Origin of the sequence: Amycolatopsis magusensis, from assembly GCF_017875555.1 — a bacterium.
GTDB lineage: Bacteria > Actinomycetota > Actinomycetes > Mycobacteriales > Pseudonocardiaceae > Amycolatopsis > Amycolatopsis magusensis.
This window is the reverse complement of record NZ_JAGGMS010000001.1, coordinates 1,621,527-1,634,982: the sequence shown is the minus strand read 5'-3', so window position 1 is coordinate 1,634,982 and position 13,456 is coordinate 1,621,527. Positions and strand designations below refer to the sequence as shown.

Here is a 13,456-nt window from a genome sequence, read left to right as displayed (position 1 = left end):
AGAGAGTCATGCGTTCGAAGCTTTTGCTGGCAGGCGCGCTGGCCGTCGTGCTCTCGGCGACCGCGTGCGGGGGCAAGCAGACCTCGGAACCCGCGCAGGGGCAGGGCGGTCAGGTCGCCTGCGAGGCGGCCGACGGCCGGATCACCATCGCCACCGGCAACGTCGGCGGCGTCTACTACGTGGTGGGCGGCGGAATCGCGCAGCTGCTCAGCAACAACTCCAAGCTCAAGGCCACCGCCGCGGAGACCGGCGCCTCGGTGCAGAACATCCAGCAGCTCACCGGCCGCGAGTACGACCTGGCCTTCACCCTGGCCGACACCGCGGCGGACGCGGTCAACGGCAAGGGCGCCTTCGACGGCAAACCGCAGAAGATCCAGGCGCTCTCGCGGATCTACCCGAACTCGACGCAGGTGGTGGTGCGCGCGGACGCGGGCATCAACTCGGTCGAGGACATGCGCGGCAAGCGGATCTCCACCGGCTCGCCGAAGTCGGGCACCGAGGTGATCGCGAACCGGCTGCTCACCGCGGCCGGGCTGAACCCGGACGCCGACATCCAGGCCCAGCGGCTGGCGCTGGGCAAGTCGGTCGAAGGCATGAAGGGCGGCACGATCGACGGGCTGGTGTGGTCCGGCGGGCTGCCGACGCCGGAGATCACCGACCTGACCACCTCGATGGGCACGGGGGTGAAGTTCCTCGACATCACCCCGCTGCTGCCGAAGCTGCAGCAGATCAACCCGGTGTACGAGGCGGGGACCATCCCGGCGGCCACCTACCAGCTGCCCGCGGACGTGCCGACCATCGTGGTGCCGAACCTGCTGGTCGTCCGCGACGACTTCCCCACCGGGGACGCCTGCGCGGTGACCAAGCTGATCTTCGACCGGAAGGCGGAGCTGGAGCAGGTGCACCCGGCGGCGAAGCAGATCGTCAAGGAGCACGCCGGCCACACCGACCCGGTCCCGCTGCACGCCGGCGCCAAGCAGGCCCTGGGCAGCTGATCCAATGCTAGGAGTGGGGCATTACTTGCGGTGAATGCAAGTAATGCCCCATTCATAGCAATCCCGGGGGGCGGCCGGGTGCGGCTGACGACTACGCTGTCCGGGTGCGTGTCCTGGTAATCGGGTCCGGTGCCCGTGAGCATGCCCTTGTCCTGGCCGTGTCGCACGATCCGGCGGTGACCGCGATCGCCTGCGCGCCCGGCAACGCGGGCATCGCCGCGCTGGCCGAGCCGCTCGCCGTCGACGTCTCCGACGCCGCCGCGGTCGCCGAGCTGGCCACCCGCTGGAAGGCGGACCTGGTGGTGATCGGCCCCGAGGTCCCGCTGGTGGCCGGGGCCGCCGACGCGGTCCGCCGCGCGGGCGTCCCGTGCTTCGGCCCGTCCGCCGCCGCCGCCCGGATCGAGGGCTCGAAGGCCTTCGCCAAGGACGTGATGAACACCGCCGGGGTGCCGACCGCGCACAGCGAGGTGGTGGACAACCCGGCGCACCTCGACGCCGCGCTCGGCCGCTTCGGCCCCACCTGGGTGGTCAAGGACGACGGCCTCGCCGCGGGCAAGGGCGTGGTGGTCACCAGCGACTTCGACCGCGCCCGTGCGCACGCGATGACCCTGCTCGACGGCGGTCACCCGGTGCTGCTGGAGTCGTTCCTGGACGGCCCGGAGCTCTCGCTGTTCTGCCTGGTCGACGGCCGGACCGTGGTGCCGCTGCTGCCCGCGCAGGACTTCAAGCGCGTCGGCGACGGCGACGCGGGCCCGAACACCGGCGGCATGGGCGCCTACGCCCCGCTGCCCTGGGCGCCGCCCGGCCTGGTCGACGAGATCGTGCGCGACGCGGTGCAGCCGGTGGTCGACGAGCTGGCGAACCGGGACACCCCGTTCTCCGGCCTGCTCTACGCCGGGCTCGCGCTGACCTCGGCCGGTCCGCAGGTGATCGAGTTCAACTGCCGCTTCGGCGACCCGGAGACCCAGGCGGTGCTGGCCCTGCTGCACACCCCGCTGGGCGGGCTGCTGCACGCGGTGGCCACCGGCAAGCTGGCCGAGCACCCGCCGCTGGACTGGGAGCCGGGCGCCGCGGTCACCGTGGTGATCGCCGCCGACGGCTACCCCGGCGTGCCGCGCTCCGGTGACGTGATCACCGGCTCCGAGGCCGACGGCGTGCTGCACGGCGGCACCCGCCGCCGCGACGACGGTGCCGTGGTCGCGCACGGCGGCCGCGTGCTGTCCGTGGTCGGCATCGGCACCGACCTCGCCGCCGCCCGTGACGAGGTCTACGCCAAGGTCGGGAAGGTCCACCTGCCCGGTTCGCACCACCGGACCGACATCGCGCTGCGCGCCGTCCACGGCGAGATCGCGGTTCCGGCGGGCTGAGGGGGAACCGCCACCGGGTTCTCCGCGTCCAAGAGCGGTCCGCCGTTGTCCGTGCGTTGGTAGCCTGCCAGCACAGGCGAGGAGTAGGTGGGGTGCGCAGATGTCAGAGAACGAGCCGTCGGTGACCGGGGCGGTCTACCAGCAGTCCTCGTCGGGTCTGCCCGCGGCCGTGCCGTCGGTGCCCGGGGTGAAGGACCTCCAGGTCCAGCCCGGCCAGGTGGACGCGGTGGCGAAGGTCATCCACGACCAGGCCGAGCAGCTCGAGCAGCGGCTCGCCCAGCGCCTGGGGCAGCTGTGGATCGATCCGCCGTCGGAAGACATCGTGAGCAGGCACGCCGTGGAGGCGTGGAACGAGGTCGTGGTCGCGGGCGAAGGTTCGTACGAGAAGCAGGTCCGCGCCTACGTGTCCGGGCTGCGCACGCTGGCCGACCAGCTCCGGACCGCCTCGCAGACCTACCAGGGCAACGAGGAAGCGACCGTGGGCGCCCTCGAGGACCGGCGTGTCCACCCGGCTTAGGCCGGTCGTCTGCCTGGCCGCCGGATTGGTGACGGTGGCGGGCTGCGGGTCCGCGCCCGAACCGGCGCCCGTGCCCCCGCCGCCCGTGGCCGCGGCGGCGGGTCTGCCCGCGCGCCCGGCGGAACTGCGGCTCGACGGGGTCGACCCGTGCAAGCTGTTCACCGAGCAGCAACTGGACGAACTGCAGATCACCGAGGAGCCGGAGCCGCTGCCCGCGGACAACCAGCGCGAAGGGCCGACCTGCTCGCTGCCGGTGGCGCAGGGCGAGCCGCACTACACCTACTACGTCGAGGCGATCACCCAGGCCGACGTCGAGGCCTGGCGCTCCGGTGACCGGCGCAAGAGCAGCAAGAACACCGAGCCGATCGCGGTCGGGGACTTCCCGGCGCTGGCCCACCACGGCCGCGGCGGCTCACCCAGCGACTGCGAGACGCTGGTCGGCGTGGCCGCCGGGCAGACGCTGCGGGTGCAGCTCTACCCGGTCACCCGTGGCGCGTTCGACCAGCGGCAACTGTGCGAAATGTCCGCCCACGCCGCGACGCTGGCGGTTCGGACCTTGGGATCCAGGGGTTAGGGGAGAGATCGTGGACATTGCGGCGATGGTGGAGCGGATCCGCGGCCACCGGTTCGACGGGTACACCCCCAACGGCATCGCGGACGAGATCGACAAGTTCCGCTCGGGCGGCGGGGTCGGCGGCATCGGCGAGGCGGTCGACGCGATGAAGGCCGTGGCCACCGAGCTGGCCGAAACCGACAAGACGCTGCGCGAGGAGCTGGCGAAGCTGGGCGTGGCCTGGACCAGCGGCGCCGGCGGGCGGGCCAGCGCGGTGCTGGTCGAGCAGGCCGGGTTCTCCAGCGACGCCGGGGACAAGGTCACCCAGTCCGCCGAGCTGATCTTCGCCCAGGGCGAGGCGTTCACCCGCACCCTGCACAAGCTGCCGGAGTCGAGCGCGATCCGCGCCGGTTCGGGCGGGTACTCGGTCGGCGACGGGCTGATGAGCCTGATCGGCTACGAGACCGACCACGCGAAGGCGGTCAAGGCCTCGCGTGAAGCCAAGGAGCAGGCCGTCGGCGTGCTCAACGACTACGCCAAGGCCAGCGGCGACAACCTGTCCTGGACCGAGGCGCTGAACGCGCCCGAGGCGCTCAACCTGGCCGGGACGCCGGGCGGACCCAGCCCGCTGGACATCGGCACCCAGGCAGCCAACGTGCACGCCGGTGGCTCGCCGATCGACGACTGCCCGCCCACCAGCGGTGGCAAGGGCTCGATGCCGACCACGAAGTCCGGCGCCGGCTCCTTCGACCCGCCCACCCCGCCGATGGGCATCCCCGCGCAGCCACAGGGCGGCAGCCGTCCCGGTGTGTCCATTCCGGACTCTTCAACCGCGCCGAGCGGGGCAACCCCGCCCGCGGCCGCGCCACCGGCGGCCGCCCCGCCGGTGGCCGGTGGCCCGGTCGTGCCCGGCCGCCCGCCGCAGCACGGCTCGCCGAACCAGCCCGGCCCCACGCACCCCGGCGTCCCCGGAGCACCGGGGGTGCCGCACGCGCCCGGCGGGATCGGCCAGACCCCGCCCGGTGGGCAGAGCGGCGGCAAGCCGTTCCCCGGCGGCATCGGCACGCCCGTCTCACCGGGCACCCCTGGTGCGCCGGGGTCGACCGGCGGGTACGCGGGCAAGCTCGGCGGCCTCGCCGGTGGTGGTGCCGGTGCGGACAACCTGGTCGGCGGCAAGGGTGGCGCGCCGGGCGGTGGCGCGGCCGACGGCCCGCTCGGCAAGGGCAAGGTCTTCGGTTCCGGCCCGCAGGCACCCACTCCGCAGTCGGTCGGCGGCGGGTTCACCGCGGTGCCGAAGCCGGGCGGGGTCGGTGACTTCGCCTCCGGCGCGGCGGCGCTCGGCGCCGGTGCGGTCGGCGGGGCGATGGCAGGCGGTGACGGTGACCGGCGGGGTCGTGGCGTCGGCCGCGGTGGTTCCCCCGGTGCCTTCCCGCGGGTGAACCAGGTGCCGATGGGCGACCTCCCGGAGGAGGAGGCTCGCGCGCTGCGCCGGTCCGGCCAGGGTGGCGAGACCGACAAGCGCCGCGGCTTCCTGGAGCAGGCGGCCACGCAGGACGGCGAGCACGACGCCGAGCACGTGCGCAAGTTCGGCATCGACGACAAGGACCTGTTCACCGACCAGCGGATGGTGGCGCCCGACGTGATCGGCCGCGACGACGCCGGCGACGCGCGCTGAGGAGCAACGACGACGTGGGTTCGCCCAACGGCAGCCTGGTGCTGTCCGCGCTGGAATTCGACATGCTCTGGGAGGCGCAGGGGCTGCCCGACCGGCACGTCGCGCTCGACGTCCCGACGCCGGGCCACACCCACGCCGAACGGGCCGCACTGGTCGAGCGCGCCTGGCGCACGCTCGCCGGGCGCGGCCTGGCCAGGGGGCGCCGCGCTGACGGCGCGGTGCTCGACCTGCTCAACCTGCTCGCCCGCCCCAAGGTCAGCATCGACGTCTGGGTGTGGGCGGAACGGGAGATCCACGGGCTCGCGGTGAGCGTGGGCAGCGAGGCGCTGCTCGGCGTGGTCGACGGCGACGAGGTGTGGCTCATCCCGACCAGGGACAGCGCGCTGGCCGAAGCCGCGGTCTCGGTGCTCGGCGAGATGCAACCGGGGGTGGGCCGCTCGGTGAGCTTGCCGCACGAGGTGCTGGTCGAGGCCGACGCCGACGCCCGTGGTGACGCGAAAGCACTGGTCACAGCGTTGGAGGACCGCGGTGTGCCGTTGTGGCAGTGCCAGGAACTGGCGGGCATGCTGATCGGCACGGTCGCCCGCGGCCAGTTCGGCGTGGAACGGCAGAGCCGGGACGGGCAACTGCACCGGGCGCCACGGGTGGTCGCCTTCCACGACACGGACGCCGGTCGCTACCTGTTCCAGCTGACCCGCAACACCGACAACCGCGACTGGGCCACCGTCGCCCCGGCCGACAACACCCTGCTCGCGCAGCGGGTCTGGGAACTCCTCGAAGAGGTCTAGACCTTCGGCAGTTTGGGGAGGACGCTCTTGGCCGCGTCCTCGGCTTTCGCGCAGGCGTTGCCGCCGGTCGAGGAGTAGTAGGTCAGCCGGACGACCTCGCCCTCGCCGCCGTCCGACTCGCGGTGCACCCAGGTCAGCGCGCACGACAACGAGCCGGAGCCCGAGGTTTCCTTGCGTCGCGCGGGTGTTCCGGCGAGATCGAGTTCCTCGCCCTCGGTCTCCGGGTAACCCTCGTCGAGGACGACGGTGAGCGTGTCCCGCGCGGCCCACTCGCACCGGCGCAACGACCTCGACGCCGGTTCCACCGCGGCGCCGAGGAGTTGTTGCGCGGCCGCGTCGTCGACCACCGAGCACGGGTCCACGGTGAGCAGGCTGCCCGGCACCGCCGGCCGGTCCACCACGGGAGTGCGGAGTTGTTCGAGTGCCTCGCGCAGCGCTTCCTCGGCGACCGCGCACGGGTCGCCGTCCCTGTTCTCGTTGTAGATCATCACGCTGGACCCGGGCCGCGACGGCAGCCGGACCATCGCCTCGCACCCCGCGCTGATGTTCGACAGCAGCACGCCGTGACCGTCGATGACCGTCGGCGAGGTGCGGATGCCGGTATCGGACAGCGGGTCGCCGAGGAGCAGGTCGAACCGCACGTCCCCGGTGCCGGTGTACTTGCAGCGGTAGGTGTAGGAGTTGTTCTCGTCCGGGGTGTACTCGCTGTCGAGCACCTTGCAAGGATCCGCGCGCAGCAACCGTTCCGGCGTCAGAGCGTCCTCAATGGACATCGCGGCCGGCGGGTCGCGCCGGTCCTTCCCGTCCTTCGCCAGGCGGTAGACGGTCACCGAACCGGCCACCAGCAGCACGGCGAGCACCGACGCGGCGGTCACCCAGATCCAGCGCCGCGACTTCTTCGGCTTCGCGGGCGGGCGCCACGGCGGCAACGGCAGGGACAGCACGGCACGCACCTCGGCGTCCTGCTGCCGGATCCGCGCGTGCACGGCCTCGGGCCAGGGCGCGGCGCCGGGCGCGACGTGGCCGAGGAAGTCGAGCAACTGCGCCGGAGTCGGGCGGTGCGCGGGGTTCTTCGCCAGGCAGGGCTCGGCGATCCGGCGCACCTCCGGCGGCACGTCGCTCAGGTCCGGCTGCGTGTGCACCACGTTGTAGAGGGTCTGCGCGGTGGTCGTGCCGGTGAACGGGCCACGCCCGGTCGCGGCCATCACCAGCAGCGCGCCGAGGGAGAACACGTCGCTGGCCGGGGTGAGCGGCGCGGTCCCGGCCTGCTCGGGTGACATGAACGCGGGCGAGCCGATGATCGCGCCGGTGCCGGTCAGTTCCTGCCCGTCCCCGGCGGCTCGCGCGATGCCGAAGTCGATCACGCGCGGACCGTCGTCGGTGAGCAACACGTTGCTCGGCTTGAGATCCCGGTGGATCAGTCCGGCGCGGTGGATGTCCAGCAGCGCCGCGGCGAGCCCGGTGGCCAACTGCCGGACGGCCGCCACGGGCAGCGGCCCGGCCGCGTCCACCGCCTCCCGCAACGACGGCCCGGTGACGAAAACCGAGGCGAGCCAAGGGGTTTCGGCTTCCGGATCGGCGTCCATCACGGCCGCGGTGTACGCGCCGGACACCAGCCGTGAAGTGGCCACCTCACGGCGGAACCGCTCGCGGAAGCCGGGGTCGTGCGCGAACTGGGCGTGCACCTGCTTGACCGCGACGAGCCTGCCGTCCGGCGCGACGCCGAGCAGCACCCGGCCCATGCCGCCCGCGCCGAGTGCGGCGACCAGGCGGTAGTGACCGAGCTGACGGGGTTCGTCCGGGGAAAGCGGCTGCACGGCGCGACTCTACGGTTTCGGCAACTTCGGCAGGATCAGCTTGGCGAAGTTGAGGGACGGCCCGCAGACCTCCTCGGGCGCGAGCTGGCTCCCGGTGATGCTGTGGTGCATCTGGACCACCTCGGCGCTGCGGTCGTCGATGGGGCGGTGCAGCCACGTCAGCGTGCAGCTCGCACCGGCGCCGTCCCGGTACTTCTTGGTCAGGTACACCGGCGTGCCGTCGACGTCCACGGTGCCGGTGACGTCGTAGTAGCCGTCCTTCGACTGCGCAGGCGGGTAGTTGGTGAGCAGCTCGACGTCCAGGAAGCCGGAGACCTCCCAGCGGCAGCCGTGCAGCGCCTTCGGCTCGACCTTGAGCACCGGCCCGAGCACGGGCTGGGCTTCGGCCGGGGAGGCGAGCGCGCAGACGTCGACCGGGATGATCGTGCCCGGCGGCTGCTCGTGCTGGGGCGGGTCCGTCCGCAGGCGCTGGACGGCCTCGGTGAGCATGGCCTTGGCGACCTCGCACGGCTGGTCCAGCTTCGCGGTCACGCTGGTCGACGCCTTGAGCACCACGTCGCCGCGGCCGTGGACCGGCACCGCCACCTCGCACGACTTGCCGTCCTTGACCGTCAGCGGCAGCCCGGCCAGCTCACCGGACGGCACGCCCTCCAGCGGCGGGGTGTCGCCGAGGCCGAGGTCCACCCAGTCCCCGTTGGGCCCGGTGTAGGTGCACGTCCACAGGTGCACGCCGATCTTGGGTTCGAGCACGCCGACGCCGGGGACGGACCGGCCGTCGAGCACCTGGCACGGGTCCACGGTCCGCAGCTTGTCGGCGCCGAGCGGGTCGGGGTCGGGTGCCCTGGTGGTGGGTGGCGCGGGCTGGGCCGCGGCGGCCGGTGGGGCGGGCGGCGGGTCCGCCGAGGTCAGCTCGACCACGAGGATGGACCCGGCGACCAGCGCGACCACCCCGGCCGCGGCTCCGGCGATCACCAGGCCACGGCGTGATTTCCGGCGCTTGGGCGGGTGCAGCGCTTCCTGCACGGCGACGCGCTGCTGGTCGATCAGGTGCGGCACGACCGGCGGCCACGGCCCGGCGACCGGCGCGATCGGGCCCAGCTGTTCGAGGATCCACCCGGGGCCGGGCCGCTGCGCGGGGTCCTTGGCCAGGCACGGCTCGGCGATCCGGCGGAGCTCGGGTGGCAGGGCACGCAGGTCGGGCTGGTTGTGCACGACGTTGTAGAGCGTGTGCGGGGTGGACGTGCCGGTGAACGGACTCTGGCCGGTGGCCGCCATCGCGAGCAGCGCGCCGAGCGAGAAGACGTCGCTGGCCGGCGTGAGCGGGCGGCCCTCGGCCTGCTCGGGCGACATGAAGCCGGGCGAGCCGATGATCGAGCCGGTGTGCGTGAGCTCGGAGCCGCCCTCGACCGCGCGGGCGATGCCGAAGTCGATCACCCGCGGCCCGTCCGCGGCGAGGATCACGTTGCTGGGCTTGAGGTCGCGGTGCACCAGCCCGGCGCGGTGGATCTCGGTCAGCGCCAGCGCCAGCCCCGCGGCCAGGTATCGCAGTGAGCCGGGCGGCAGCGGCCCACCGGCGGCCACGGCCTCGGTCAGCGACGGCCCCGGCACGAACACCGACGCCAGCCACGGGGTGGGCGCGTCCGGATCGGCGTCCATCACCGCCGCGGTGTAGGCACCGGAGACCATGCGCGAGGTGGCGACCTCCCGGCGGAAGCGCTCGCGGAACCCGGGGTCGTGCGCGAAACCGGGGTGGACCTGCTTGAGGGCCACCAGCCGCCCGTCCGGCGCGACACCGAGCAGCACCCGGCCCATGCCGCCCTCCCCGAGCGCGGCGAGCAGCCGGTACCGCCCCACCTGCCGCGGGTCTCCCGGGTTCAACGGCTTCACGACACCCCCACACCTCTCGGGGAGATGCTACAAACACGTCAGTGGGTGAAAGCACGCGCGCGGCGCGGCGAAAGTTCTAAAGTAATCGCGGGAACCGCCACCGTGACCACTCCGTCTGATCGGGTGGACGGCGGCTTGCTGAAGGGGATGACCAGACGTGCCTGTGTACGACTCGGAGTCGATGGGGATCGCGGCGCGGCGGGTGGCCAAGCTGCGCGACGAGTTCGACAAGTCCAAGGGCAAGGTCATGCCGGTCGAAGGGGAGCACAACCCGTTCGGCGCCATGGGCGGCTCGGAGGACGTCAAGGGCGCACTGGGCGGTTTCCAGACCGGGGTGCACTCGGAGTTCGAGGCGGGCGGCAAGCTGATGACCTCGCTCAGCGACGCGCTGCTGCGAGCCGCGGGCTTGATCGAGGAGAACGACCAGGCCTCCGGCGAGGCCATTGCCCGGCAGCAACGCCAGGCGTGACAGAACTGCACCTGGCGTAAGGGGGCCCCACCATGAGCGTGCTCGGATTACCGGCGGAATGGCCGGAAGTCGAAAACAAGGCCAAAGAGGTCGAAAAGGTCAATCCGGCCACCATTCAGAAGGCAGCCGACGAATTCAAGGAAGCCGGCGCGAACGCCGACGACCACGCCGCCGAGCTGAAGAGCGCCTCGGCGGGGCTCCAGCACGGCGTGTGGGACGGCCCGGCGGCCGACGAGTTCTTCGCCTACGTGGCCAAGGTCGGGGACGCGGGCAAGAAGTTCAAGGACAAGCTCGACGAGGTCGCGGCCGAGCTCGAGGGCCTGCAGAAGGACCTCACCGAGATCAAGCGCAAGGTCGAGACCACCCGCGACGACGCGAAGAAGGCCATCGACGACAAGATCAAGGCCACCGACGACGCGGTCGCGGCGGCCCAGCAGCAGGCGAACAACGGGCAGGCGCCGAACCCGAGCCCGGACGCGATCATCGCCGCCGCCAAGGCCGCGAACGACACCACGGCGAGCAACGCCAAAACGGACATCCAGAAGCTCCTCGACGAGGCCGACACCAAGATCGCCAAGTCGCAGGAGCTGATGAAGAAGGAGATCGAGGGCGGTTTCTCCTCGGTCACCCCGCCCGGCAGCGCCAACTCCACGGGGAACGGCGGCAGTTCCACCGGGGGTGGTGGCTCGTCCAGCGGTGGCGGCTCGTCCAGCGGCGGTGGCGGTGGTGCCTCCGGCGGTGGCGGCGGCCTCGGCCCGAGCGGGGGCCCGCCCTCGGGTGGCCCGCCGCCCGGCAACGTCGAGCAGTGGATCCGGGAAGCCATCAAGATCCTGCAGGAGAACGGCATCCCGGTCACCGAAGAGAACATCGACGAGATCTGGACGATCATCGAGAAGGAGTCCGGCGGCAACCCGCACGCCCTCAACGACTGGGACTCCAACGCGGCGAAGGGCACCCCGTCCAAGGGCCTGATGCAGTGCATCGACCCGACGTTCCAGGCGCACAAGCTGCCCGGCCACGACGACATCTACAACCCGGTGGACAACATCATCGCCGGCGTCCGCTACACCTTCGACCGCTACGGCGGCTTCGAAGGCCACCCCGGCCTGAAAGCCATGGCCGGCGGCGGCGGTTACCAGGGCTACTGACCCGCGGCCAATGCTATGAGTGGGGCATTACTTGCATCGATTGCAAGTAATGCCCCACTCATAGCATTCGGGTCAGCGCACGACCTGGACGGAGTCTCCTACTTTCAGGGTGGAGAAGTACTTCGCCGAAGCGCCCGGCGACAGGTGGATGCAGCCGTGCGACTGCTGCGACAGGCTGCCGCTGTGGAAGGCGATGCCCGGCACGAAGAACACCGAGTTCGGCATCGGCGCGTCGAACTCCCTGCTGTGGTAGTTCTTCACCTTGTGGGACACGCTGAACGTGCCGACCGGCGTCGGGTGGCCCTTCTTGCCCGCGGTGATCGGCACCGGCCCGTAGGCCACGGCGCCGTCCCGCAGGATCCAGGTCTTCTTCGCCGACAGGTCCACGCAGGCCCCTGAGGTGATCGAGCACGGCACCCCCGCCGCGGGCTTCGGCTTCGGCTTCGGGGCGGGCTTCTTCGTCGACGGCTTCGGCTTCGTGGTCGTCGGCTTCTCCGAAGAGGACGGGGTGGAGGAAGGCGCGGGTGCGCTGGTCGTCGTCTCCACCGGCACCGGGGGCGGCGAGGTCGTGGTCACCACCGGCGCGACCTCACCGGCGGGCGCGGCCGCCCCGGCCGGGGCCCCCGACCCTCCCCCGGCCGAGCACGCCCCCAGCACCACGGCCGTGGCCACCCCGGTCGCCGCCAAGATCAGCTTTTTCACGTTCCAACCCCCAGAAGGTCCGGTACACCCTTCTAGACGCCATCCGCGCTGTTCAGTTGCGGCCGCGGAGATCACACTTGCGCAACGCACCTACGCTCGGGCCCATGGCCACGTTCCCCGGTCCGGCCCGCCGCGCCGACGTCCCCCCGTTCCACGTGATGGATGTGCTCTCCGCCGCCCAGGCCCGCCGCCGTTCCCACGGCGACGTGGTCTCGCTCGCGGCAGGCCAGCCGACGGCGGGCGCGCCGCGCCCGGTCCGCGAGGCCGCCGAGAAAGCCCTGCACGACGACAACCTCGGCTACACCGTCCAGCTCGGCATCCCGGAGCTGCGCGAAGCGATCGCCGAGCACTACGACCGCCAGTACTCGCTCGAGGTCAGCGCCGACGACGTGATCGTCACGACCGGCTCCTCCGGCGGCTTCCTGCTCTCGTTCCTGTCCGCCTTCGACCCCGGCGACCGGGTCGCGATGGCCCGCCCCGGCTACCCCGCCTACCGCAACCTGCTGACCACGCTCGGCTGCGAGGTGGTCGAGTTCGGCGTGGACGCGAGCACCCGCTTCCAGCCCACCGTGGACCTCCTCGACTCGCTCGGCCCGATCAAGGGCCTGATCGTGGCCAGCCCGACCAACCCGGCGGGCACCGTGCTGCCGCCGGGTGAGCTGGCCGCCATCGCCGGCTGGTGCGCCTCCCACGGCGTGCAGCTGATCAGCGACGAGATCTACCACGGCATCACCTACGACGCCGAGGCCGCGTGCGCCTGGCAGAGCTCCGGCGAGGCGCTGGTGCTCGGCTCGTTCTCGAAGTACTTCGCGATGACCGGCTGGCGACTCGGCTGGATGCTGGTGCCGCAGCGGCTGCACCGCGCGGTCGACGTGCTGACCGGCAACTTCACCATCTGCCCGCCCGCGCTGGCCCAGCGCGCCGCGGTCGCCGCCTTCCACCCGGAGTCCTACGCCGAGCTGGACGGGCACGTCGCGCACTACCGCGCCAACCGCGACCTGCTGCTCGACGGCCTCCGCGGCATCGGCCTGGAGAACGCGGCCCCGGTCGACGGCGCCTTCTACGCCTACGTCGACGTCTCCGCGCACACCGGCGACAGCCTGAGCTGGTGCCAGCGGCTGCTCGCCGACACCGGGCTCGCGATCACCCCCGGCATCGACTTCGACCCGGTGGACGGCGGCAAGTTCGTCCGCTTCAGCTTCGCCGGGGCGAGCGAGGACATCACCGAGGCCGTCCGGCGCCTGGGTGGCTGGCTCGGGGGAACCCCGGCTTTTCCCTGAACGTTGCCCGGATGACGAGCTGATCAGGCACCCGGCGTGGGAGTGTGGGGGCAAGTCGAGCAATCGCGGAGGATGCCATGTTCTGGAAGATCGTCGGGGCGCTGATCGTCATCTGGCTGGCGTTCACCGTGCTCGGATTCGTGGTCAAGGGCCTGTTCTGGCTGGCGGTGATCGGTGGCGTGCTGTTCGTCGGCACCGCGGCCTACGGCGCCATCAAGGGCAAGAACGACCCGAAGCGCCTGCGCCCCTGACCCTCAC

The 13,456-nt window shown here is 72.2% G+C and carries 13 protein-coding genes; 10 read left to right on the top strand and 3 right to left on the bottom strand.

Features of this window, described 5'->3' with window-relative positions:
- Positions 1-8 precede the first annotated feature (8 nt).
- The 6 genes from JOM49_RS07780 to JOM49_RS07755 all read left to right on the top strand — a co-directional run bounded on the left by JOM49_RS07780 (position 9) and on the right by JOM49_RS07755 (position 5,895).
- On the top strand, positions 9-995 hold the full coding sequence (locus tag JOM49_RS07780; RefSeq protein WP_209663665.1) for a TAXI family TRAP transporter solute-binding subunit: 987 nt from the start codon (positions 9-11) through the stop codon (positions 993-995).
- A 104-nt stretch (positions 996-1,099) separates the two neighbouring features.
- Positions 1,100-2,362, top strand: a complete 1,263-nt coding sequence (gene purD / locus JOM49_RS07775; protein ID WP_209663664.1) for a phosphoribosylamine--glycine ligase — start codon at positions 1,100-1,102, stop codon at positions 2,360-2,362.
- 100 nt (positions 2,363-2,462) lie between these two features.
- Positions 2,463-2,879 (top strand): hypothetical protein, encoded by a 417-nt coding sequence (locus JOM49_RS07770; RefSeq protein WP_209663663.1) that lies wholly within the window; start codon positions 2,463-2,465, stop codon positions 2,877-2,879.
- Complete coding sequence (locus tag JOM49_RS07765; protein ID WP_308158683.1) at positions 2,863-3,453, top strand: DUF3558 domain-containing protein; 591 nt, start codon at positions 2,863-2,865, stop codon at positions 3,451-3,453. Before JOM49_RS07770 ends, JOM49_RS07765 begins: the two co-directional genes overlap by 17 nt.
- 10 nt (positions 3,454-3,463) lie before the next feature.
- Entirely contained in the window at positions 3,464-5,107 is a 1,644-nt protein-coding gene (locus JOM49_RS07760) for a hypothetical protein (protein WP_209663662.1), read from the top strand.
- 14 nt (positions 5,108-5,121) lie between these two features.
- Complete coding sequence (locus JOM49_RS07755; RefSeq protein WP_209663661.1) at positions 5,122-5,895, top strand: ESX secretion-associated protein EspG; 774 nt, start codon at positions 5,122-5,124, stop codon at positions 5,893-5,895.
- On the opposite strand, the gene JOM49_RS07750 is transcribed toward JOM49_RS07755, so the two are convergent.
- A complete protein-coding gene (locus tag JOM49_RS07750) occupies positions 5,892-7,712 on the bottom strand; it encodes a serine/threonine-protein kinase (RefSeq protein ID WP_209663660.1) in 1,821 nt (606 codons plus the stop codon). The genes JOM49_RS07755 and JOM49_RS07750 overlap by 4 nt on opposite strands.
- 9 nt (positions 7,713-7,721) lie before the next feature.
- Positions 7,722-9,599: a serine/threonine-protein kinase gene (locus tag JOM49_RS07745; protein WP_209663659.1), complete on the bottom strand. Its 1,878-nt coding sequence runs from the start codon at positions 9,597-9,599 to the stop codon at positions 7,722-7,724.
- 157 nt (positions 9,600-9,756) lie between these two features.
- Here JOM49_RS07745 and JOM49_RS07740 point away from each other — a divergent pair, with 157 nt between their 5' ends.
- Together JOM49_RS07740 and JOM49_RS07735 are read left to right on the top strand one after the other, a co-directional pair.
- The gene (locus tag JOM49_RS07740) at positions 9,757-10,068 is read left to right on the top strand and encodes a hypothetical protein (RefSeq protein WP_209663658.1); all 312 of its coding nucleotides are present in this window, start codon (positions 9,757-9,759) and stop codon (positions 10,066-10,068) included.
- 32 nt (positions 10,069-10,100) lie between these two features.
- The gene (locus JOM49_RS07735) at positions 10,101-11,216 is read left to right on the top strand and encodes a transglycosylase SLT domain-containing protein (RefSeq protein WP_209663657.1); all 1,116 of its coding nucleotides are present in this window, start codon (positions 10,101-10,103) and stop codon (positions 11,214-11,216) included.
- 72 nt (positions 11,217-11,288) lie between these two features.
- Here the strand turns inward: JOM49_RS07735 and JOM49_RS07730 are convergent, their stop codons facing one another.
- Positions 11,289-11,918: a L,D-transpeptidase gene (locus JOM49_RS07730; protein ID WP_209663656.1), complete on the bottom strand. Its 630-nt coding sequence runs from the start codon at positions 11,916-11,918 to the stop codon at positions 11,289-11,291.
- A 104-nt stretch (positions 11,919-12,022) separates the two neighbouring features.
- On the opposite strand from JOM49_RS07730, the gene JOM49_RS07725 reads away from it, so the two are divergent.
- On the top strand, positions 12,023-13,198 hold the full coding sequence (locus tag JOM49_RS07725; protein WP_209663655.1) for a pyridoxal phosphate-dependent aminotransferase: 1,176 nt from the start codon (positions 12,023-12,025) through the stop codon (positions 13,196-13,198).
- A gap of 77 nt (positions 13,199-13,275) precedes the next feature.
- Positions 13,276-13,449, top strand: a complete 174-nt coding sequence (locus JOM49_RS07720; protein WP_209663654.1) for a hypothetical protein — start codon at positions 13,276-13,278, stop codon at positions 13,447-13,449.
- The last annotated feature ends 7 nt before the right edge of the window (positions 13,450-13,456 follow it).